Origin of the sequence: Exiguobacterium sp. A1_3_1 (assembly GCF_048985645.1) — a bacterium.
GTDB classification, from domain to species: Bacteria; Bacillota; Bacilli; order Exiguobacteriales; family Exiguobacteriaceae; genus Exiguobacterium_A; species Exiguobacterium_A indicum.
This window is the reverse complement of sequence record NZ_WBYY01000009.1, coordinates 1-23279: the sequence shown is the minus strand read 5'-3', so window position 1 is coordinate 23279 and position 23279 is coordinate 1. Positions and strand designations below refer to the sequence as shown.

At 46.9% G+C, this 23279-nt stretch carries 25 protein-coding genes; 8 read left to right on the top strand and 17 right to left on the bottom strand.

Annotated elements, in window-relative coordinates; translation table 11 throughout:
• Positions 1-98 precede the first annotated feature (98 nt).
• From F8N00_RS02070 to F8N00_RS02050, 5 genes are all read left to right on the top strand, one after another.
• Positions 99-1250 (top strand): hypothetical protein, encoded by a 1152-nt coding sequence (locus F8N00_RS02070; RefSeq protein WP_421017669.1) that lies wholly within the window; start codon positions 99-101, stop codon positions 1248-1250.
• Between the two features lie 199 nt (positions 1251-1449).
• On the top strand, positions 1450-4272 hold the full coding sequence (locus F8N00_RS02065; RefSeq protein ID WP_421017668.1) for an EAL and GGDEF domain-containing protein: 2823 nt from the start codon (positions 1450-1452) through the stop codon (positions 4270-4272).
• An 86-nt stretch (positions 4273-4358) separates the two neighbouring features.
• Positions 4359-5240 (top strand): YitT family protein, encoded by an 882-nt coding sequence (locus tag F8N00_RS02060; RefSeq protein ID WP_035396207.1) that lies wholly within the window; start codon positions 4359-4361, stop codon positions 5238-5240.
• Positions 5241-5263: 23 nt separating this feature from the next.
• Positions 5264-6160, top strand: a complete 897-nt coding sequence (locus F8N00_RS02055) for an alpha/beta hydrolase (protein WP_023469284.1) — start codon at positions 5264-5266, stop codon at positions 6158-6160.
• 15 nt (positions 6161-6175) lie between these two features.
• Positions 6176-6343: a hypothetical protein gene (locus F8N00_RS02050; protein WP_156357207.1), complete on the top strand. Its 168-nt coding sequence runs from the start codon at positions 6176-6178 to the stop codon at positions 6341-6343.
• Between the two features lie 57 nt (positions 6344-6400).
• Here F8N00_RS02050 and F8N00_RS02045 read toward each other — a convergent pair whose 3' ends face one another.
• The 14 genes from F8N00_RS02045 to F8N00_RS01980 all read right to left on the bottom strand — a co-directional run bounded on the left by F8N00_RS02045 (position 6401) and on the right by F8N00_RS01980 (position 17349).
• Positions 6401-7225, bottom strand: a complete 825-nt coding sequence (locus F8N00_RS02045) for a squalene/phytoene synthase family protein (protein WP_023469286.1) — start codon at positions 7223-7225, stop codon at positions 6401-6403.
• Between the two features lie 196 nt (positions 7226-7421).
• Positions 7422-7646 (bottom strand): carbon storage regulator CsrA, encoded by a 225-nt coding sequence (gene csrA / locus F8N00_RS02040; RefSeq protein WP_023469287.1) that lies wholly within the window; start codon positions 7644-7646, stop codon positions 7422-7424.
• A complete protein-coding gene (gene fliW, locus F8N00_RS02035) occupies positions 7646-8086 on the bottom strand; it encodes a flagellar assembly protein FliW (protein WP_041255192.1) in 441 nt (146 codons plus the stop codon). Before fliW ends, csrA begins: the two co-directional genes overlap by 1 nt.
• A 4-nt stretch (positions 8087-8090) precedes the next feature.
• On the bottom strand, positions 8091-8669 hold the full coding sequence (locus tag F8N00_RS02030) for a DUF6470 family protein (protein WP_023469289.1): 579 nt from the start codon (positions 8667-8669) through the stop codon (positions 8091-8093).
• A 13-nt stretch (positions 8670-8682) separates the two neighbouring features.
• Positions 8683-9660: a flagellar hook-associated protein FlgL gene (gene flgL / locus F8N00_RS02025; RefSeq protein ID WP_035396201.1), complete on the bottom strand. Its 978-nt coding sequence runs from the start codon at positions 9658-9660 to the stop codon at positions 8683-8685.
• An 18-nt stretch (positions 9661-9678) separates the two neighbouring features.
• A complete protein-coding gene (flgK, locus tag F8N00_RS02020; RefSeq protein ID WP_410755473.1) occupies positions 9679-11232 on the bottom strand; it encodes a flagellar hook-associated protein FlgK in 1554 nt (517 codons plus the stop codon).
• A gap of 12 nt (positions 11233-11244) precedes the next feature.
• The gene (locus F8N00_RS02015; protein ID WP_055969024.1) at positions 11245-11652 is read right to left on the bottom strand and encodes a flagellar protein FlgN; all 408 of its coding nucleotides are present in this window, start codon (positions 11650-11652) and stop codon (positions 11245-11247) included.
• Positions 11653-11773: 121 nt separating this feature from the next.
• Positions 11774-12022 (bottom strand): flagellar biosynthesis anti-sigma factor FlgM, encoded by a 249-nt coding sequence (gene flgM, locus F8N00_RS02010; protein WP_023469293.1) that lies wholly within the window; start codon positions 12020-12022, stop codon positions 11774-11776.
• A 36-nt stretch (positions 12023-12058) separates the two neighbouring features.
• Positions 12059-12400, bottom strand: coding sequence for a hypothetical protein (locus F8N00_RS02005; protein ID WP_083639939.1), 342 nt, complete (start codon positions 12398-12400; stop codon positions 12059-12061).
• 81 nt (positions 12401-12481) lie between these two features.
• Complete coding sequence (locus tag F8N00_RS02000; protein WP_235515939.1) at positions 12482-13003, bottom strand: ComF family protein; 522 nt, start codon at positions 13001-13003, stop codon at positions 12482-12484.
• 113 nt (positions 13004-13116) lie between these two features.
• On the bottom strand, positions 13117-14328 hold the full coding sequence (locus F8N00_RS01995; protein ID WP_410755472.1) for a helicase-related protein: 1212 nt from the start codon (positions 14326-14328) through the stop codon (positions 13117-13119).
• Between the two features lie 183 nt (positions 14329-14511).
• The gene (locus F8N00_RS01990) at positions 14512-15354 is read right to left on the bottom strand and encodes a DegV family protein (protein ID WP_023469297.1); all 843 of its coding nucleotides are present in this window, start codon (positions 15352-15354) and stop codon (positions 14512-14514) included.
• A 130-nt stretch (positions 15355-15484) separates the two neighbouring features.
• Positions 15485-16180 carry a response regulator gene (locus tag F8N00_RS01985; RefSeq protein WP_023469298.1) on the bottom strand — a complete coding sequence of 232 codons (696 nt, stop codon included), beginning with the start codon at positions 16178-16180 and terminating at the stop codon, positions 15485-15487.
• Positions 16177-17349 carry a sensor histidine kinase gene (locus tag F8N00_RS01980; protein ID WP_023469299.1) on the bottom strand — a complete coding sequence of 391 codons (1173 nt, stop codon included), beginning with the start codon at positions 17347-17349 and terminating at the stop codon, positions 16177-16179. The genes F8N00_RS01985 and F8N00_RS01980 overlap by 4 nt, the downstream gene beginning before the upstream one ends.
• Before the next feature lie 97 nt (positions 17350-17446).
• Here F8N00_RS01980 and F8N00_RS01975 point away from each other — a divergent pair, with 97 nt between their 5' ends.
• The 3 genes from F8N00_RS01975 (at position 17447) to F8N00_RS01965 (ending at position 19578) form a co-directional block, all read left to right on the top strand.
• Positions 17447-18088 (top strand): YigZ family protein, encoded by a 642-nt coding sequence (locus F8N00_RS01975; RefSeq protein WP_023469300.1) that lies wholly within the window; start codon positions 17447-17449, stop codon positions 18086-18088.
• Positions 18089-18155: 67 nt separating this feature from the next.
• Positions 18156-19187: an LCP family protein gene (locus F8N00_RS01970; RefSeq protein WP_023469301.1), complete on the top strand. Its 1032-nt coding sequence runs from the start codon at positions 18156-18158 to the stop codon at positions 19185-19187.
• Entirely contained in the window at positions 19162-19578 is a 417-nt protein-coding gene (locus F8N00_RS01965) for a GNAT family N-acetyltransferase (protein WP_410756191.1), read from the top strand. Before F8N00_RS01970 ends, F8N00_RS01965 begins: the two co-directional genes overlap by 26 nt.
• Before the next feature lie 60 nt (positions 19579-19638).
• Here F8N00_RS01965 and chrA read toward each other — a convergent pair whose 3' ends face one another.
• Genes chrA through F8N00_RS01950 form a run of 3 tightly spaced genes read right to left on the bottom strand, consistent with a single transcriptional unit; the run spans position 19639 to position 23047 of the window.
• A complete protein-coding gene (chrA, locus tag F8N00_RS01960) occupies positions 19639-20790 on the bottom strand; it encodes a chromate efflux transporter (RefSeq protein WP_075642829.1) in 1152 nt (383 codons plus the stop codon).
• A 52-nt stretch (positions 20791-20842) separates the two neighbouring features.
• Positions 20843-21949 carry a DUF418 domain-containing protein gene (locus F8N00_RS01955; protein WP_410756193.1) on the bottom strand — a complete coding sequence of 369 codons (1107 nt, stop codon included), beginning with the start codon at positions 21947-21949 and terminating at the stop codon, positions 20843-20845.
• A 54-nt stretch (positions 21950-22003) separates the two neighbouring features.
• On the bottom strand, positions 22004-23047 hold the full coding sequence (locus tag F8N00_RS01950; protein ID WP_023469304.1) for a glycosyltransferase family 4 protein: 1044 nt from the start codon (positions 23045-23047) through the stop codon (positions 22004-22006).
• Between the last annotated feature and the right edge of the window lie 232 nt (positions 23048-23279).

Sequence of the window (23279 nt, the reverse complement as noted above, 5' to 3'; positions counted from 1 at the left end):
TTGCCCGCATTTGCCTTTCTTCGCAGTTTCTTTGCAACTTCCTCACAACTTCTCTTTCGTGACCCTCTACCATAAAAGGTGAAAGGAGTGATCATCCCATGACATTCAAAAAACAATGGATCACTGCATTGACAATTAGCGCATTAACAGTCGGAGGCGCGTCAGCATATGCTGCGACGAACGACGACTCGAGCACGACAAAACAAGCGAAGCACGGGCACCACTTCGAAGGTATGAAAAAGCACGACATGACGTTACTCTTGAAAAAATTGAACCTGACACAAGCTGAGGCAGACGCTGCCCGCGAGAAAGGACAATCGATCGCCGATCTCGCGAAAGCAAACGGGATCTCGTTCGCTAATTACAAGAAGGCGGAACTCGCGGCAGCGAAGGAGCAGCTCGCAAGTCTCGTTAAATCAGGCGACTTAACGCAAACACAAGCAGACGACATGTTGAAGCGCCAAACGGAACGGTTCAGCGGCGTCAAGAGCTACGCTGAACTCAAAGACAAAATGCCGATGGGTCGCCACGGTGGACCAGGTTTCTTCAATGAATCATTGATCGCTGACGTCCTGAAGGCACTTGGACTGAGCCAGTCGAAGTTCGACGCAGCGAATCAATCGCTTGCTGCTTATGCGAAGGCACAGTCGATCAAGTTCGCCGACTATAAAAAAGCATTGCTTGCAGCGCAAACGAGCGAACTCAATCAACTCGTCAAAGACGGAAAGATGACAAAAAAACAAGCAACGGAAATCAAGTCTCGTCTGACTGAGGAATATAAGGACGCGAAGAGCTACGACGATCTTCCGGAGCGCGGCGAACACGGCAAGCGTGGTGACCATGGACCAGGTGGTGTCTTCGGCGACTCGACGTCAGCGATTCTAAAAGCACTTGGACTCGATGAAGCGAAGTTCAAGGAAGCGAATCAACCCTTACCTGAATTCGCGGAAGCAAACAAGATTGCTTACGCCGATTTCGAGAAAGCCGTCCTGGCAGCACAAACTGCTGCGATTGATCAACAAGTCAAAGATGGCAAGCTGACAGAAAAACAAGCGAAACAGATCAAGGAACACATCCAGTCCCGCGCAGATGATGTCTCAAGCTACGCTGACCTCAAAAAAGGTCCAGCACGCGATGGTCATGGTCCAGGACACGGACATGGTCCGGATGGTGACATGCCAGGCGCACCGGATCAAGGAGCAGATGCGGATCCGAACGCCAGTGACACTTCGATCGATTTAGCGATTTAACATATAAAACGAAGCTCATACCGTTGAGCTTCGTTTTTTGTCGTACTTGACCTCTTAATTTTGAAATAAAATTGCATCGTTTTCTAACTTTCCATTCGTTTTTTTGAAATAATAGTCTATTGTTTAAGGAATCATTGCAACGATTCTCCCCTTCATCCGATAGTAAGACTGAAGCGTTACTACGTATGGAGGTGAAGAGATGGCGTTTTTTGAGGCCATGAAAACAATCCGACGATCAGATACGGCACCGATTCATATCGGCGGGCTTGAAGTATCTCGTCTTGAACAATCAGAAGCCTTTTTCCATCATCAAACCGATGCGATTTTTGTCTTTGATGCTGCTGGTACGATTATCTATTTCAATGAACATCTTCCAGAAATCCTAGGATACTCGGAACATACCTTATACGAGCACTTTTCCGTGTTTAATCCTCCGGATCAAATGGAGGCGGTCTCGCAATTTTTCCAGCGTGCGTTACAAGGGGAAACGGTTCATTATACAGCAAGAGGATTGCACGCAGACCAACATCTCGTCACCTTAAAGATCACGAATATGCCGATTGAACAGGAAGGACATGTCATCGGTGTCTATGGCGTCGCGCGTGATGTGACACGCGAAAAACAACTCGAAGAAGACGTCTCGGAAATTCGCTCCCAACTGGAGCTGACCGAGCAAGTGCCTGAGTTAGTCTTATTCTATTATGACTTGCGGTCGCATCAAATCGAGCCTTCGCCTTCGCTCCTGAAGTTTCTCGGTTTAAGGGAGGATCAGTCATCAATCGAGCAACAACGGTTACTCGAACGGATTCATCCTTGGGATTTTGACCCGCTCCGCTTTGAAATCGAGCGCATGGCAGCAGGAAAGCAGGATCAGTTCGAACAAGAGCTGTCCTTGTTGACGTCAGACGGTTCGTATCAATTGTTGCGCTTGAAGGCAGTACGTCGCGCAGGCCATGCGCATCAGGCTTCAATCGTCTTGTATGACTTATCGGAAATCGATGCGGCCCGTCAACAATTGAAGATGGAACGCGCACAAGCCCGTGACATTTATGAGGCTGTGAACGCGGCGATCTCACAAATTGATTTGACGACCGGACGGATTTTATTTCATTCGCAAGGTTTTTTGCACATCTACGAGGAGTTACCAAAAAATTTGATTTTAAATGATACGTGGTTATTGTCGCGAATCGATCCTCGAGATCACGATGCGATGCGAAAGTTCATGCAACGCTTGTTACAAGGACATGCCGGAACACTTCAGTATCGCCTCCGTTTTCCCGATGGGCGGATCAAATGGGTCGAGGATCAACAAATTCCAATCTTTCATTCTGACGGATCGATTGCGTATTCCAACAGCATCTTGCATGATATCACGTTACAAAAAGCGTACGAAGAACAGTTACGGCAACTCGCTCTCCGGGACGTCGTGACCGGTCTTCCGAATCGCCAAGCACTGATTGAGACGATTGAATCGTGGCAAGCACGCACTGTTCCTTTTTTCGTTCTCTCGGTTTCTTTCAACCGTATTACGGAGATCAATAACGCGTTCGGTCACGGTTCCGGCGATCAGTGGCTCCAAGCGACAGCTGCCCGCTTAAACGATGTCAAACCGGACGAGGTCTTTCTTGGTCACCTCGGTGGGGATGAATATGCACTGCTCGTCTCGACCGACTATGAACAAGATGTCACGCCGTGTGCGGAAAGACTACTTGCGATCTCGACACACCCGATTTCAATTGAACCCTACGCTTTGTTCGCCCGGGTTTCGATCGGTATCAGTCGCTATCCTCAAGACAGCACGGACGCCGTTGAGTTATTAAAGCATTCTTACACAGCACTCCGCCGCTCACGACGCGACGATCACAGTGCGTTTCATCACTATGCTTCGAATCTCGATATTGACTATTACCGGCGCTATCGTTTGGAGCAAGACTTGCATTATGCCATTGAACGTGATCAGTTATTCCTCGAGTACCAACCAAAGGTCGATAGCTGGACGGGGAAGATCGTCGGAATGGAAGCCTTGATTCGCTGGCAACATCCGGAATGGGGACGAATCCCGCCGAACGACTTCATTCCGCTTTCAGAAGAAAGTGCGCTGCATATCGACATCGGGGACTGGGCCCTCGAAGCAGCCTGCCGTCAGATGAACGAGTGGTCCAAGACCGGTGCCTCACTCGTCCCGATCTCGATCAATGTCTCACCAAAGCGGCTGTTGATTCCAGGATTCGAGCATCAAATCGAACAGACCTTAACACGATATGCGCTCGACCCGGCCCTGCTTGAACTTGAGATCACAGAAGCGGCCCTCATCATGGATGATCCGATGACGAGTCGGACACTTGAATCGGTCAGTGCCCTGGGTGTCCGGATCGCCTTAGATGATTTCGGTAAAGGTTACTCTTCGATGGTCTATTTGCAACGTTATCCGATCGACGTCATCAAAATCGATCGTCAGTTCGCGACGCACATTTACGATGATGCGAAAGCGCAAGCGATCGTTAAAAGTATCTTGTACATGGCGAACGAATTTAACCTATATGTCGTAGCAGAAGGCATCGAGACGATTCAGCAGCTCGATACGTTTCGGATGCTCGAATGTCCACGCATCCAAGGATATCTCTTCAGTCGACCGGTTCCGAGTGATGTGATGGAAGGATTTTTAATCCGCGAAATCCTCTATCCAATCGAGGCTTGTGCCCTGTCGAGTGATACAGTTCCACGGTTTTCCGTTCCCGGAAAGATCCGGATGCTGACGCATCATACGGAGTCCTTCACGCTTGCTTTTTCTGACTTACAGGCACATCAGACGAGTACGAAGGTCTTGTATTTCTCGACTGAGACACCCCTTCCTTCACATGCAGCGACGTGTGAGATTCGATTAAACGAAGGGCTGCAACTCGTCACCTGTACTGTCACGATCATCGGTCAGCAAGACGGACAATATATGGGGGAATATACGAACGAAACGGAAGCCGAACAGATCATGCGCTTCTTCCAATCGTTACGTTACACCCCTTGACTCACTCACGAAGACGTTCACAGACGTCTTCGTGCTTTTTTGTTATAGTAATCTTAAAGTAATTTACTCTAGATGGGAGGAATGACATGCAGTCCCCACTACCGATAAAACATCATCGTCGTTCGACGAAAGGTCAACTCTTTCGACGTCTCCTCATGCTAACGATCGGTGCCATCATCTTTGCAATCGGTCTGAAAGGATTCTTAGTTCCGAATAACATCATCGATGGCGGAATCGTCGGGATCTCGATCATCGGCTCGAAAGTCACGGACACGACCCTCGCCTTTTGGTTATTCTTCCTGAATATCCCGTTTATCTTCTTCGGCTACAAACAGATCGGGAAGACGTTCGCCCTATCGACGTTATACGCGATCTTCATCATGGCGATCGCAACGAAACTCCTCGAACACATCGGTCCGTTGACAAGCGTCGACTTACTCGCAACCGTCTTTGGTGGATTGATTCTCGGAATCGGTGTTGGCATCGTCATCCGTTCGAGTGGATCACTCGATGGAACGGAGATTCTTGCTGTCTCGTTTAGCCGATCGACACCGTTTTCAGTCGGAGAGATCGTCATGTTCTTCAACGTCTTCATTTTAGGAGCCGCTGGTTTTGTCTTTGGATGGGACCGAGCAATGTATTCCTTGATTACATATTTCGTCGCTTTCAAGACGATCGACGTCGTCATCGATGGACTCGATCAATCGAAAAGCGTCTGGATCATTTCCGAGAACTATGAAGAGATTGGTCTTGCGATCATGGATCGTCTCGGACGAAGCATGACATACTTAAATGGAGAAGGTGCCTTTACGGGTGATGGGAAAAAAGTGATTTTTTGTGTCATCAGTCGCTTGGAAGAATCAAAGTTGAAGGACATCGTTCGTGACTTTGATGAACAAGCCTTTATTGCGATCGGCAACATCCATGATGTCCATGGCGGTCGCTTCAAGAAAAAAGATATCCATTAACCGAACGAAAGGAAGGAACGCGGGTGTGGAAAAAACATCGTAAAAAAATCATCGCTACCATCATCATCATCGTCACCTTAGTCGTCGTCATCATCGTCGGTATTTCTGGTTACGTCGGCTCATCCTTGACACAACCGGAGCGCGAGGCATTGACGACAAATCCGAAGAAGGCAGAAAATCTGGACTATGAGGACGTGACATTCCGGTCCTATAAAGATCGGACCCGCTTATCCGGCTGGTGGATGCCGAGTGAGGATGCAAAGTTAACAATCGTCTTTGCGCATGGATACGGGAAGAATCGGGAGCAAGAAGATGTTCCGGTTCTACCGCTCTTTAAGAAATTTCATGATGCCGGCTACAATGTGTTGACGTTTGATTTCCGAGGTTCCGGTGAATCAGACGGCAAACGCGTCACCGTCGGAGCCAAGGAGCAAGACGACTTGTTGACGGCTGTGCGGTACGCGAAGTCACGTTCGGCGAAGCCGGTCGTGCTCTATGGTATCTCGATGGGTGCGGCGACTTCGCTCGTCACCGCTCCGAATGCCGATGTCGTCGGCGTCATCGCCGATAGTCCATTCAGTGATTTAGAAAACTATCTCGCCACGAATCTTCCGGTTTGGAGCGGGCTACCGAATTTTCCGTTTACACCGATCATTCTAGAAATCACACCTCCGTTGACAGGACTCAATCCCGAACGCGTCAAACCGGTTGAATCCGTCCGGCGGATTGATTACCCGATCCTGTTGATCCACGGGAAAGATGACGATGCGATTCCAGTGACGGAAAGTATGAAGATTCAAAAGGCAGCGCCACGATCGGAACTTTATGTGACAGAGAACGGCGGTCATGTCCAGTCGTATGCCCACGACCGAAAAGCTTATGAAGAGAAGGTGCTCGCGTATTTAGCTGACTTGCACTGATAGGAGGAAATCGGAATGCAGCAACTCTCCGTGTTCTTGACGTTTTTCATCGCACTGACGGTCATGGGGATCGGTTTACTCGTTTCGCGTCGCGCCGGGTATCGGTTCCCTTACGGACGAGCGGTTCTTCTCATTTGGATCGGTTCCGCACTCATTGGATTGACGATGTATATCTTACGATGACAGACAAAAACAGCCGCCCGCTTCCTCTATGGAAACGGGCGGCTTGTTCGTTTGTGCTTATCGTTTTAGTACAGCAGCTCCGACGATCTTCAAGACTTCCGGACGACTGAGTTTCTCCTTCCCTCTTGCAAGGGCATCCAGCGTTCCATGCGCGAGTGCAAGTGGAATGTGACAGAATTCATAAATCGTCGTCTCCTTCGGAATGGACGCAAGGTAGGCGTCGGCTTCTGCAAGATTCTCACGCGCATAAGCAAACATCGTATCCGTCGTCCAACCAGGTGGGAAGTAACCGACACCACGCTCCGCATCCTCCTGTTGGTTACGCAGAATGTTGACGGCTTGTAAACCACGACCAAATCCAATCGCTTGTTGCTTATCCGTGACAATGCCTGCTTTCCAGTACCAAATGTCTGACAGCATCACACCGACAAGTCCAGCGACATAATACGTGTACTCATCGAGATCCGCTTCTGTTTTGACTGTCCAGTCGCGCTCTGCCCAGACCGCCATTCCTTCTGCCATCTCCGCCGTCGAATCGAGGACCTTCGGACGAATTGCGGCCGGACAATAGGCGATCCACTCCGGTAGACGGAGTGTCACTTCCGGCAGATGCGCCGTGTAAGGCGCGATCAACTCGAGATAGGCCGTAGCGGAGAACGTGCCACGCATCATCAATGCCGTCTCACGTAGTAACGTCGTCTTGATGTCCGTCGCTAGTTCTTCATGGTCTTCGATCTCATCGATGGCACGCATGCATAGATAAGCAGCACCGACCGCTTCCTGTAAGTCTTGCGATAGTCGACTAATCGGGATATAGAAGGTGCGACTCGTCGCTTTTAGTACACGGTTCGCGTCTTTTTTCAGCTGCTTCGTCTCATTCATTCCTGACAACTCCCTCTTTGATTCAAAAGGTTTCTTTTCTTCTCCATTTACTATACACGATTCAACGCGTTTGAGCATTTATTTCATGATAAGAAAGACTCCCTGCACTCGTATGATACGTGCAGGGAGTCGATTTGTATTCTTTTTTCAAGAGAATGCCTGAATCACGAGAGGATACACTGGCATTCACTTGACCTTACTTTTCTTGTTGTTTCAAGAGTTGTCCGATCAACCCTGTACTCCGTGATGCTTCCGTATTCTCTTCTTGGATGGCTAAATAGACTTCCTTCCGATGGATGTCGACTTGTCGCGGAGCACGGATTCCGAGCTTAACTTGATCTCCTTCAATTGCAAGAATCGTCAGTTCGATATCGTCTCCGATTTGAATCGCTTCGCCGTTCTTTCGTTTTAATACGAGCATCAGCGTCCACCTACTTCTGTCAGACTTCCAATCTTTTGACGATTCGGATATGTATCTTCTAAGATGATTTGTTTCGCGAGCCGCTGTTTCGTTTCCATAACGAATGGTGCACGTAAATTTGTCGTCGATTCCTGGAAAGGCTCACGTAACGTCACCGTCGTGTATACAGCGACTTGCGCTGTTTCTTCGATACTCAACTGTTCTTTTGCAGAATCCGTTAACTCAAAGACATAATCTGGATCAATCCAAAAAGGATTCGTGACGATGAATGCGCATTCCGGCTGATCAATGGATTGGAAGGACCAAAACGGTACGCCTTCTCCGAACGGCAACAAGACGAATTGTTTGGCATCCGGAAACCCCGGTAATTCAGAAGCGAAGGTAATGATCTCACTTGGCTCGATCGTAATCACCCCAAAAAAATCTGTTTCGATTTGCATAATATTATCCTTTCTCGTCGTATATGCCGCCCACTGGCCACATATCTAGCTGATTTCGTTCCCGAAGGAAAATGTCTGTTTTCCCTTCTGTGACCTCTAGTTCCGGACGATGCGTCGTGACATCGATGACCGGCTTACGAGCAGTGTAACGAACATTCACTTCAGCCGGTGTGAAATTAATTTTAACCCGGTCCAAACTCCGAGGAATGAAGCCCATCGTCGTCACTTCTGCTGGAGGCGTATCGTTCATCTTCGCAATCCGCGCGATGACCTCGCCTTTTTGCTCGATCCGCATCAATTGATCTCCTTCACTCGCGACGCGTCCCGTTCCTTCACGTACCATTTGTTGACCAAGATCCGCATACCGTCTGACGGATTCGAATGCTGGGATTCGTCCCATCTCGATCCAAGCTTGCGACGAATCGATTTCGAGACGAGCCGCTACAGTTTCAATCGTTAGCTCCCCTTGCGGTTGTTCAATCGAAAGATCAGCCGGACGTTGCGTTTGCCGCATCTCAAGTGGTGTCGTCTGCATACCGATTTTAGCAGAGGTCTGTCGCATCTCTAAGTGAGGAAGATTCATCCCGGTTCACTCCTTATCGAAGAAAATCAAGTAACGATGGTTGGATGATGCGTGCTCCGGCACTGAGTGCAGCACGGTGCAACGTTTCATGTGACTTCAGTTCCATAATGACCTGTTCGGTTTCGATGTCTTCGTTATCAGACATGACCGTTTTTGCGATGATTTCTTGATCTTCTAAGCGCGACGCATTTAGTTCTAGTCGATTCACGCGTGCCCCTAAATCCGAACGTACTTCGACCGTTTTGTTCAACATCGCTGTTAAGTCTTTCAACATGCCGGATAATTCAGTTCCGTTATTCGTGCTACTGCCAGGACTTCCATCTGCTTTTGTACCACCGAGTGCATTAAATAACTTCTTTAGCGTCGTGAACGTATCTTTTCCAAACACACCACCGTCACCACCATCTGTAGGTGTGACGTTGACTTGTACCTTGATTCCTGAAGACACTTCATACTCGATCTTTCCGTCACTTGTTCCGAGGGTTTCTGTAAAAATCTTATCAACGTCTGCGGTATTTACAGTGTCTTTTAAAAATGCTTTCAGTTCTTCCATATTGATGAACGGTTGATCCGTTTGTGTACCGTTAAAGATTTGCTTCTCGTTATATTTCGTATTCGCCAGTGTCCCGATGTGTTCAATCAACTGTCCAACTTCGCTTTGGATGGCTTTCCGCTGTGTGCCATCATACGTATCGTTTGCTGCTTGTGTCGTCAATTCGTTGATCCGGCGCATGGCAGACGTCACTTCATCTAAAGCAGAATCGGTTAGGTCCATCCAGCCTGTCGCTTCATCGACATTTTTCTTGAACTGATCGACTTCCCGGACTTCTGTCCGGTACCGGATCCCCTGCATTGCAACGACTGGATCTTGAGACGGCTTTTGAATTTTTTTACCGCTAATTAGTTGTTCTTGTAACGTACTTAGTTTTTGGTAACTCGAAGATAAATGACCAATATTCGTCTTCGTCAGCATCGTTTGTGTGACCCGCATGTCCTCATTCCTTCCTTATCAGCGACCGACTAATCCCATACCGTTAATGATTTTATCGAGCATTTCATCGACCGTCGTGATGTTTCGCGCCGCTGCGTTATATGCATGCTGGTACTGAATCATCATCGTCATCTCTTCGTCGAGTGAGACTGCTGAGACTGACATTCGGCGTTGATCGGCATTCTCCATCAAAACACTAGCATTTTTTCCTAGGTCAATCGTTTGGCTTGTCGCTACCCCCATGTCACCGATGATTGATTGATAGAACGAACCGATCGGAGCACTTAAATCACTCAATGATGTTGTTTTGATGTTGGCTAAGATCAATGCCCCAGAACCATCCCCGATATTTCCGTCTCGTGAACTCATAATGTTCGAAAGGTCTTTCCAAATCGTATCTCCGACTGAAATCGTTCCGGCCTTGACCGTTCCACCATCTGAAGCAACAAAAAATTCATTTGTCCCATACGTATTGCTGACAGTTCCAGAAGCATCCTTGGATTTAATGAAGTTTTTTGAATGAGCATCATTAAATTCCTTCGCAAAAGCAGCAGCCATCTTATCTAGATTATCGAGCATCTTAGGATATTCACCTGTCAGTGTCGTTTCACCATCTCTTTGGTAACCGTGCATTTGTAATAAAGCCCAAAGTTTACCGTTTGAAAAGCTATTTGATGCTGTGAATAAAACTGGTCCTGTTGTAGTGTTGTATCCAGTGATTGCTTTTGTCGTAGGATCCGTCGTGAATTCGATCGAACGTGCTTTTGTATCCGTCTTCATATTGACGACCTCAGAGGTGACCCCGCCAGGCATGATCAGCTTGACGTTTACACGACCTTCCGCAATCTTCGCCGCATTCCCCATGTTGCCTGAGACGATGTCCGATGCATCGATTGATTCCTTTTCGAAATCTACATATGTCGATAATTCATCGAAGTAACGATCACGTTCATCGTATAAGTCGTTTGGCAAGACGCCAATCGGTTCAATTTCGTGAATTTGTGTATTGACGTTATAGATTTTCTGAAGGAGATCATTTACTTTTTTCGTCGAGACGTCTAGTTCATTCTTTAAGTCCCCTTGTACCTTCGTCAAAGAAGTCGCTAAGTAGTTGAATGTCTTTGACACGGTATCCGCTTGCTGCCGAACGACGCTTCGCGCTCCCGAGTCTTGCGGGTTCTTTGACAATCCTTGTAACGATGCCCAAAAACTATCGAGTGTTTTCGCGAGCCCCGTTTCAGACGGTTCGTTGATGATATCTTCCATTCGCCCGAATGCTGCTGCTTTCGTTGAATAGTACGCATACTTCGTCGATTCATCGCGATATTGTTTATCGACCATTACGTCACGTAATCGCTCGACGAGTTCTCCACGGACACCGGTTCCGAATTGAACGTTTTTTCCGCCGCCTAGGGAGACCGAAAGTTGTTCCGTTGTCGCTTGGACGAGACGCTGTCTTGAAAATCCTGCTGTTCCGGCATTTGATACGTTATTTCCTGTCGCTTGTAACGCCCATTGACTCGTCGTCAGCGCACGACGTCCCGTTTCAAGCCCCATGAATGTTGAACCCATTCGACTTCCTCCTTATGCATTTCGATTGAAGTGTGTCCGGTCAAACGTCGATTGACCATATGTAAAGTCATCCGCTTCCGGTACGAGCAATTGCAAATGCCATTCGATGTAATGTAACGATTGTTCCAATAACTCTGCGTTCAGCGCATTCGCTTTTCGCAGTTGCCCCATCGTCGCTAAGAGAGCACGAAGCGTTTCGACATCTTCAGGGTGTGACGCGATCCACTCCGTCATCGTCACGGTTCCCATGTATTCGATGCGTTCTTGCTCTAATGTCGCGATGCGTTTTAGCAAAACGGGTTCTTCCTTGACGATTTTCGAAAGGCGACTCATGTCGTTTTGAATCAATGCCTCTTTTTTCGAGAGTGCGAGCGCTAGTAACGCTTCATGCGCCTCCGTCAACTGTCGGATGATTTCCATATCGTGTTTGCTCCTTTTATCATGAGTCCGACTACTTTACTACCTTGCTATCGTTTCATATAAAAAGCGACCCGCGCATCCGTGCCCCGAGTCGCTTCTAATGTCAGTTTCATTCACCTTATTACAAGTTCAAGAAACGTTCCGCGATTTTATTCGCATCCGGTTTATAGGTTCCATCCTGAATGGCTTGTTTAAGGGAGGCAATTTTATCTGCCCGCGATGAAGTCGTTCCTTCGAAGCGCACGCGTGCTTCTTTTGAAATCGTCACTTCGTCTGTTCGATTCATTCGTTTTGTTTCGGTTCCTTCTACGGGTTGATTTCTTTCATACGTCTTGGGCATGTTCACCCATTTAGTCGAATCAATTCGCATGTGAACACCTGCTTTCTAGATTACGAGATTCTTGATTTAAGTTCGATACGTTCTCGGTTTCGAAGGGTCCACAGAATCTTGCATCGCTTGGGCGAGGTCACGTCGCAATTTTTCACGACAGTCAGCACAAATCGTCCCTTCATGAGAGGGTTTTCCGCAACTCTCACACGTGATTTCCATTTGAGAAATCTCAGAAATCAACAAGCGCCCTTCCTTGATATAACGAAAGACGGTCTCGCGTTTGACTCCTGTTTGTATCTCGACATCATTCGGTGAAGTTCGGACTTTCCGCCGCTCTCGCAAGAATTCGCGTACCTTTTCGAAATTCAGATGATCTTGACGCATACACGTCGGACAAAGATCAGAAGATTGTTTCATGAAAATTTTCCCACAAGATTTGCAGTTTACTACATCCATTTCCTTCACCTCATTCAGAGTATCGGCAGGAATGACGAAATATTAAATACTCCGAAATAAAGTTACTGCAGAAATTTCACTTGCGCCCGCTTCCTTGAGACGCACCATCGCTTGCCGGAGTGTTATTCCTGTTGTGTAGACATCGTCGACCAGCAAGATATTTTTCCCTGCAACTTCTTTCGTGACATGAAATGGATTCGATCGTTTAAGACGTTCTTCTCTTGATTTCCTACTCTGCGGTGTCCCTTCGTCGCGCTTTAATGCTAAGGTGACCTTCCCATTCATTCGTCTAGCGATTTCTTCTGCTTGATTGAATTTTCGCTCAGACAAGCGGTCACGGCTAAGCGGAATCGGAACGATCCATCCTCTTCTCATTTTTACCTTCTTCAACTCATCAGTAAACATCCGAATTAGGACAGTATCTCCTAAAAATTTATAACGATGCATGAATGCCTTCGCTTCCTCATTGTAAAGATACATCGTACGGGTATGAAGTGGTAAACCGAGATTTTGCCATCGTCGACAGTCCTGACAGAGATCGATACCTGGTTTGCCACAGTCCACACATCCACCACTTTTTACAAATTTCATTTTACAGGGATTACAAATGTTTTGGCTAGTCCACATATTACTCAGTTCCCAGTTAGGTATAAAGTCATGCTGACAGCATAAACACTTCATGAAGTCGTCCATCGATTCGCTTTTTGAATCTGATGGATGGCATAAAATAGGGCATCCGACCGATCATTGGCGAAAAATGAAATATCCCCGTCCGGGTAAGCCGCATCTCGTCCGACACGACCACTGATTTGAATCAAGGCTTTCGTACTAAACCCTTGATCAGCATCCAGGACGGCCACTTGTACGTTAGAGATCGTCACGCCACGCTCTAAAATCGTCGTCGTGAGCAAAATACCGTTCGTCGTACGAAATGCTTGGATTTTCTCAATGCGGTCTGGATCTTCCGCGTGGACGGTCGTCACATCAATACCGACTTCTTTCAATCGTGTTTGCCATGCTTCGAGCGCTGCGATTCGGGGGACGAACACGAGACGCGGTTGCTGTTCATACTGATGCAACCACTCAACGATCGACTGCATCGTAAACGGTGACTTCAATCGGGGAACCGGTAAGGGATGTCCATGATAACGCCGCATTAATCGTACTGTCGGATAGCGACGATGCCACATCGATGGCGTCGCACTTAATAAAATCAACGCTGCTTTTTGCGTCATCGCCCGTTTGACGTATCGATGTAGCGTCCAGTTCATATGAAACGGAAAGGCATCGACTTCATCTAATAAGACGACATCAAAACAAGACCGGTAATGAATCAGTTGATGTGTCGTGCTGACCGTGATTTCACCTAAGAGAAGACGATCCGCTGATCCACCATATAAAGATACGACGTGAGCAGTCGGAAATGCCTGTTTGATATGATGCGTCAATTCACGGACGACATCCGCACGTGGCGCCGTCACAAGAACACGCTTTCCGTTCGCCAATGCTCTTTCGATACCGGGGAAGAACATCGGTGTCTTCCCTGCTCCACAAACCGCGTGAACTAGCAACCTCCCACCACGGAGAATCTTCTGTTCGATAGCCGTCGCGACAGTCGTTTGAGCAGGTGTCAAACGAATCGGTTGATGCTGTGCTGGATGTACCGGATCGAGCGGACGGGTATCCGTAATGAGCTGATCACATGTGCGCAACTTCCCATAAGCAATGCATCGTCGACAATAATAGCAACGTTTTCCGCACGTGCAAGGGCCTTTGACCGGAAAGGCTCCACACCGCTGACACGTAAACGTCACGGCTGGAATGAGTTGATGCGTCGGCAATCGGGTTTCCATCTGTTTTGCTGAAATCCATCTCCCGCGTATATCCATTGCTTCACTTCCTTCGTTTCCCATTTGCTTCATCTTGACTGACGAATGGGAAAATCGACAACGTATGCTGTATAAGAGATGTATGGATGGAATACGCGGTTTCTCAAAAAATAGTTTTTCTATCTCATATATCTGGACAAGAAAAAACACATTGACGATAGACTCCGTCAATGTGTTTTCATCTTATTTTTTGTACCATGTGATACCGATCGCGCCCGGTCCGAGGTGTGTACCGATGACTGGACCAAATACACTCATCTCGATTTGAGCATTTGGAAACTTCGTCTGTAAGGATGCTATTTCCTGTTCTGCTTTCGTAGAATCTTCTGCATGAATGACGCCGATTGTATACCCGGTTCCGTCTCCCTCGATATCTTCGTGCATCATCTCTTCGATTCGGTTGACGGCTCGCTTGAACGTTCGAATTTTTTCGAACGGAACGATTTTTCCGTCAACGAAATGAAGAACGGGTTTAATCTTTAAGAACGAACCGACGAATGCTTGCGCGACACTGAGACGACCTCCGCGTTGGAGGTGTTCGAGATCATCCACGACAAAATACGCACGAATGCGCTCTTTTAGTTCCTCTAAATGATGGACGATCGTTTCCGCCGTGGCTCCTGCATCTCGCAAACGAACCGCTTCTTGGACGAGAAACGCTTGCGGCATACAGGAAATACGTGAGTCGATAGGATGGACGTTCACATGATCAATCATCATATTGATCGTGTGCAACGCTTGATATGTCCCACTGATCCCGCTTGAAAGGGTGATGCCAATGATATCCGTTCCTTCTGGCAGTTGTTCAAACGTCGCAACGAGATCTCCAATATTCGGCTGTGAAGTTGTCGGAAGGCTACCCGTCCGAATCCGTTCATAAAAATCAGCAACCGAGATATCAAATCCTTCCCGATAAGCCTCCCCTTCAAAGATGACGCTAAGCGGTGCGACGTGCACTTGATGTTCTTCACAATACGTTGTTGGCAGATAGGCAGTGCTATCCGTTACGATCACAATCTGACTCATCCGTGATTTCCTCGCTTTTATAGTTCCGTCGTGACGTATACTTTCATACGTCACAATCGTTTATAAGTGTAGCACTTCTGAGTGGATAAAAAAAGGAAGATGGGAGTCCTGCTCCCGTCTTCCTATCCGTTCATACGACGACGACCCATCCTCGGCGAATCGCTTCGACGACCGCACCGGTGCGGTCTGGAACGTTCATTTTCCGAAGAATCGAAGATACGTGGTTTTTAACTGTCTTTTCACTGATATATAATGTATCGCTAATCGCACGGTTCGAGAATCCATCTGCCAGTAGCTGCAAAACTTCACATTCACGCCGTGTCAATACGTGTAGTGGTGCCTCAGCCACCTGACGTTCAACGGGTTGTGACGCCATCGTTTGTTTCATCTTCATGAGACGTCTGTATTCCTGAAGTAGATTTGGTGTCACTTTCGGGTGTACATATCCACCTTCACGATAGACGGAACGAATCGCGTTGACGAGTTCATCCGTCGCCATCTCCTTCAATAAATATCCGACGGCTCCCGCTCCTAAGGCGTGCATGACATATGTCTCATCATCATGGATCGATAAGATGATGACCCGAACTTCCGGGTGTACTTCCATTAAACGTTTCGTTGCATCGACACCGTTGACTTGTGGCATATTGATATCCATCAATACGATGTCTGGTTGGTGTGCTTCGACGAGAGGAATGACATCTACGCCGCTCTCTCCTTCCGCTACGACTACGAACTCTTCCTCGAAGTCAAGAATTCGTTTTACTCCCTCACGGAATAACTGATGATCGTCAATGATGACTACTTTCACTTGCTCGTTGTTCACAGTGTTTCCCCTCTCGCTTCGGATTCCTCGATCGGAATCTTTACCTTGATGACCGTCCCGCCCCCAGGGTACGTTTCGACCTCGAATTCTCCATCGATCAATTCAATGCGTTCACGCATCCCGATCAATCCAAACGACTCGTCATGTGAGTCGACGATCGAGTCGAAGTCGAATCCGACTCCGTTATCCTTTACGTGAATGCGAATGGAATGTTGATATTGTTCTATGATAATACGAATGTCCTTTGCATTGGAATGCTTCACGGCATTTTGGACAGCTTCTTGAACGATCCGGAAGACCGCGACCTCATAGGTGGAGTCGATCCGTTCGCCACCACCTAGGTATTTAAATTGAATCTCAATATTCGAAATTTCTTGCATATGTCGTAAATACCGCTCAAGCGTCGGGACGAAACCAAGATCGTCCAACGTCATTGGACGGAGATCATAAATAATGCGACGAATGTCCGCTAATCCGTCTCGAATCAAGACACGAAGACGATGAATTTCCTCAAAAGCAGCTTCTGCTCCATTGTGTTGATGAATTTTTTCAATCAGATCCGCACGTATCAATACGTGCGCCAATGTCTGCGCTGGACCATCATGCATTTCGCGAGATAACCGCCGTCGTTCGTTTTCAGCAGATTGAAAAACTTTTAAGCCCATTTCCTGTTTTTGCATCGCTTTTTCGTACTTCTCATTCATGACTTGCATATCGTCCGTCAAAAAATTCAAGACAACGGATACACGTCCAATCAGCATATCCGCTCGTTCGATTGTTTCGTCTAACTGAATGAGACGACGTTCCAACTCATCACGCCGCTTCCGGCAATTCATCTCATCCCGTTGATTGATAAACGACTCCAGTTGTAGTGAGTTCGCTGTTTCATAGGCTTTCCGAACATCTTGCTCCGAATAGTTTTCGAAATTTTTGCTGACGATGACTAGTCGTGTCTTGGCATCCTTAATATGACGTTCTAGTCGCTCTGCTTCTTTTATATAATCATGGACACGAACTTTCAAGTCGCGCAATTCTTGCTGGATTTCAGCATATTGCTCTCTCGAATCCTCCGTGATCCGAACGATTTCTTCGCGACTTTCCTCTACGACACCAATGATGTTTTGTACGATATCATTCAACGACAGTCGCTCCTTCATTTCATGCGTCATCGTGACTCCCTCCGGTCCTTACCACTCAAATGGTTGTCTCTCTCTCTGAACGTCGTTATGCTAGAAAGAACTAGTCAACGAGGAGGACATTAATAGTATGACATTATCTCATTATTATACAGTAAAAGAAAACGGTTTCCACGAAATCATTATTCAAAAGTCTCGATTCATTACATATATTTCTCGCATTTCTTCCGAAACAGAGGCACAAGACTTCATTGCGCAGATTAAAAAGAAGCATCATGATGCAAATCATAACTGTTCTGCGTATGTCATCGGGGAACAAAATCAAATCCAAAAAGCGAGTGATGATGGTGAACCTAGCGGAACAGCAGGCGTCCCGATGCTTGAAGTACTGAAAAAAAGAGATTTACGCGATACCGTTGTTGTGGTCACACGTTATTTTGGCGGCATTAAGCTTGGTGGCGGTGGATTAATTCGTGCCTATGGCTCAAGCGTCTCGGAAGCATTGAATGCAATCGGCGTCGTTGAACGGATTCAGCATCAAGTGGTAGAAGTGCACATTGACTATACGTGGCTTGGAAAAATTGAGAATGAACTTCGATCAAGCATTCATCCAATTGATCAGATTCATTATTTGGATCAAGTTCAAGTCGATGTCTTAGTCAAAACGGCAGATGTTCCTACCTTTATTGAATGGATGACAGATCTGACGAATGCGCAAGCCCACTTCCAAGAAGGTGCTTTTCGCTACCTCGAACGTGACATTCTTTCCTGACCTGCTATACTGATTGTAAAGATTCCGAAAGTTTTTTAATAATTCTGTTAAGTAAGGAGTACTTGAAATGGATGAACCGATACGATCACGGTCAAAGAAAAAAAAGAAGCGTTCTTGGTTCAAGCGTCTTGTTTTTTTATTTTTGATCATTTTAGTAACTGGCGGTGCAGCATTCGCTTACGTCGCCAACAAGACTCTTCAAACGGCTAATGAGACAAAAGTCGACTTAGCACGTGGAGACAAGTCAGAAAAACGTGAAGCGGCAGTCGACTTGACGAAGGACCATTTCTCCGTCTTGCTTGTCGGAACGGATGAACGTCCCGGAGACACATCTTCTCGCGCTGATACGATGATCATCGCCACATTCAATAAAACAGATCAAACCGTAGACATGGTCAGCATCCCTCGAGATTCTCTCGTACAAATCCCTTCTGTCGGATATGAAGATAAAATCAACCATTCGTATGCTTATGGAGGAATTGATTCAACGATTGAGACAGTCGAAACGTTGTTTGATATTCCTGTAGACTATTACGCCTCCATCAACTTTAATGGTGTCGTTGCTATCGTCGATGCGCTTGGCGGTATTGATGTCGACGTCAAACTACCGATCGACACACTCGACTCTTCCGATAAACGAAACAGTATCAAACTCGAACCTGGTCAGCAGACACTCAATGGGGAAGAAGCGTTGGCCTACGCCAGAATGCGTTATGAAGACCCTGAGGGTGATATCGGACGTACAAAACGCCAGCAACAAATCGTACAAGCGATTATCGAACAGTCGACTTCCTTCGGTTCGATCACGAAACTCAATGACTTGATGGATGCTACAGGCGATAACTTCAAAACGAATATGTCACTAACGGAAGCCTTCCAGCTACAACCGTTCGTCAAATCACTCGGATCCATTAATCGTATTGATTTAACGGGATCAGATACGAAAATCAATGGCGTCTATTACTATCAAATCGATCCACTTTCACTTGCCGAAGCTAAAACAACATTAAAAGAACAGCTCAATTTACCTGCTGATGATGCTACTGACATGACGACATCAGAAGAGGCGACGGATGATACGACGACTACGATCAACTGATCATGCAGCTTTGCTAGAACTTCAACGTCTTGCTTATCGAGTCGAAGCGCGTCTACTGGAAACAGTAGACTTTCCACCTTTAGCGGAAACGATCGATGACATCGAAGCGGAGCAACCGAACGGGTTCGTTTATCTTTTGCATGATAACGTAGTCGGTGCGATCACATATGTTGATGGGACGATCACGCGCCTCGTTGTGAATCCGGAATATTTTCGCCAAGGCATCGCCCAATCCTTACTGCACCACCTGCTTCAGCATGATCACGTGAAGCATGTCATGACTGGTGCGCGTAATCTTCCTGCCCTTACGCTCTACGCTCGTTTTGGCTTTACGGAAGTCCAACGTGAGTGGCGCCACGATATCGAACTTGTCTTTTTGACTCGAATTTAAAGCTTCATTAAGCGAAAACAAAGAAGCAGCAGACGCCTGTCTGCTGCTTCTTTGTGCGGTTTAAAAGAATAGGAATCCGAGAACGGCTCCAATCAACACGATTCGTAACGGCGACTGTTTATAAAAACGAAGTAAACAGAACAAACCGAAGGCAATCAAGAAATCAAGACCACTCTTGATGCTTGACGTAAAGATTGGATCATAAAGAGCGGCAAGCAAGATACCAACGACGGCAGCATTGACGCCAATCAAGATCCGACCGACCGATTGATTCTTCCGAATACGATCCCAGTACGGTAAAACACCGATGACGAGTAGGAATCCTGGTAGGAAGATCGCGAGCGTCGCAAGAATTCCTCCAGAAACACCAGAAACGATCGTACCGAGATACGTCGCGAACGTAAAGAGTGGTCCTGGTACCGCTTGTGCAGCGGCATAACCAGCAAGGAACGTATCCGTGTTCATCAATCCAGGTACGAGTGTCTGCTCAAGGAATGGCAAGACGACATGTCCGCCACCAAAGACGAGGGCACCGGCACTGTACATAATACTCGTCAGTTGGACGGTTCCCGTCGTTGCTTGAGCGAGAAACGGTGTGACGGCAAGTAAGACGAAGAATAAGACGAGTGCCGTGATGCTAAGTAGGCGTGGTACGCGAATCGACAAGGACCCACCCGTCTCCGTCTCTTCTTTAAACCAGAAGAACGCAAGAAGACCTGCGAGCAACAAGACACCGACTTGTGCCAGTGGATGTGCGATCAAGAGTACGCCTGCTAGCGCCAGTAGCATCAACGTCATCCGTTTGACGCCTGTCGCAAGTTTCATTCCCATGCCAAGGACGGCGTCAGCAACGATTGCAACCGCAACGAGTTTCAAGCCATGAATGAATCCGGCTTCTGCGACATCGAACTGTGTCGCAAGAATCGCGAACAGAATCAAGGCGATACTCGACGGTAACGTAAAGCCGACGAAGGAAATGATCGCCCCTGCTACGCCTCCACGGATCAAACCGATTCCCATTCCGACCTGACTCGAAGCGGGACCCGGGAGGAATTGACAGAGCGCAACTAAGTCAGCATATGCTTTCTCATCAATCCATTTTTTCCGTTTGACATATTCTTCATAAAAATACCCGAGATGGGCGACCGGACCTCCGAACGACGTCAGTCCGAGCTTGAACGATACAAGAAAGATTTCAATTAAACGATGCATGTTTCACCTCCATCCTTCATTCTACATAAAAGATGTTAAGTTCTTGTGAACTTCAACGATTTTTCTTTCCATAAGTCCCTTTTCGCCACAATTTCTCCATGGGACCTTGTGGATGAAACTGGAGATATCTGTTTGAAGCAACACCTTGTGCGATCAAAAGCAGGAAAACGAGTAACAGTCCTTGCCATAACGGTGTCGTTCCATGTTGTCCACTGAAGAAGACGAACACGGTAAAGACGACTGTATGCATCAAATAATTCGTCAATGCCATCCGTCCCAGTCCAGCAAACCATTGCATGCGTCCAGCACGAACGAGTAGCGCAACGGCACAAGCATAGGTGATCGCAAGCGTGCGTCCTGAGAGCCAGACGTAAAATAGATTGATGGATCCGTCTGGTACGTCAGCATGCGCCTGTATGATTCCTGCAAATGATGGAAGTGTCAGGAGTAAACTAATTCCAAGCGTCCACCACAGGAAACGATTCGTCGGTGGCGCTGTGCTGAAGCGTTCCATCAAATAGGCTCCAATCAAGAACAGGGATAAAATTTCTGGCCAAATGACACCAGAATTCATGAGGGCTTCCGGTAATTGAACTGTCGCGTGATGTGATAAAAATCCGAGGAGATCGCGCGATGCGACGAACGACTGAAGTGTCTTATCTAGCTCGACGACGGGAGTGTCGCCCAATTGACGAGCCCCAAAGAAAATAAGTAGGTAGAGCAAAAGGGCATAGATTTGAAATGCTATCGCAAACAAGAGCTTCGTGATCGGCTTTGTTTTTATAAATAACAATAAGATAAAACCGGTCAACGCATACGTATGTAAAATATCTCCCTGCCAAATACATAAGTGTAGTAGTCCAATGACGAGAAGAATTCCGAGACGTCGTGCAAAAATTGTCTTCGGTAATCCTTTTTGCTGCAAACGCTGGATGAACAGATAAAAACCTGCTCCAAACAAGACACTAAACAGCGTATAGAATTTTGTCTGGATGAAGAGGTCAAACACCAAACGAATCGCTTGATCGACGTCTCCCATCATCGCATTCGGTCGATCGCCAAGAAAACTTGGCATGTTGACAAATAGAATGCCACATAAAGCAAATCCCCTCAAAATATCCAAGTACTGAATGCGTTCATTTTTATTTATTTCTTGCATTTTCTCATCTCCCTTAAAAAAAGACCGCACATTGAGATGAGCGATCTTTTTAAATCATTTCGTTGTAAGACGTTCTAATAGTTTGAGAATGGGTCGATATTTATCCCCTAACAATCCCAACGATTCGACTAAAATATCTAGTACGATCAATAAGATAACGAGAGAAATAAAAGCACCGAGCGAATTCGTTTGCGAAAAGAGGATTGCCGTCATTCCGAACACACCACAAAGTCCATAAATCACTAAAACGGCTTGTCTCATCGTAAATCCTAAATCGAGTAAGCGGTGATGCAAGTGCTCTTTATCGGGTGCGAACGGCGGTCTCCCTTGTAACATACGACGCACGATAGCGAACAGCGTGTCTGAAATCGGAATCCCGAGCAAAATGACTGGTACAGCAAGTGAGAATAAAGTTACATTTTTGAATCCAAGTAGGGAAAGTACGGCCAGCATATATCCAAGATACAGCGAACCCGTGTCTCCCATGAAAATTTTTGCCGGATAAAAATTATGAAACAGAAAACCGAGCGTACTCATAAGCAAGAGGATCGCAACGATCGTCACGTAGACGTTCCCTTGAATCACAGCTAAACTGATTAGCGTCAACAAGACGATACTCGATACGCCAGCAGCTAGTCCGTCTAAACCATCAATCAAATTGACGGCATTCGTGATACCGATGACCCACAGGAAGGTCAATGGCACACTCCACCACCCGAGATACAGCTGTTGATCAAACGGCAAATTGATGAATTCGATTCGAATCCCACCATTTAAAACAATGACTGCCGCTACGATTTGTCCCATTAACTTCAGCCTAGCATTCAGTTGAAAACGATCATCTAACATACCGGTCATGATGATCACGAAACTACCGACTAATATATGAGTCGCATATGGACTCGATGGTTGTAAGATAAAGTATCCGATCATGAATGAGATATAAATCGCAAGCCCACCTAGACGTGGCATGATTCGAACATGTACTTTTCGTGCATCCGGACTATCCACCGCGCCCACTGCAATGGCAAAACGTTTGACAACGGGGGTAATCAGCAATGCAGCGATGAAACAGACAATGGACGCTGTCCATAACATAATAACATCACGCTCCTGCGCGAATTATACCACATTCTTCTTCCAAAAATCGTTCGTTCCCATTCTGTAAACAAAAAGCATAGCCTTATGCTTGTGCGACTCGGAATTGCAACACGTCTTGGTCTTGCCACTCCGTCACGTCTAAGACGACTTTGATTGCAAGGGTTGTTTTAGCTTCGATTGGGGACGTTAACGCTACCTGCAATGTCTGCAAGATTTGTTCCCCGTTCAT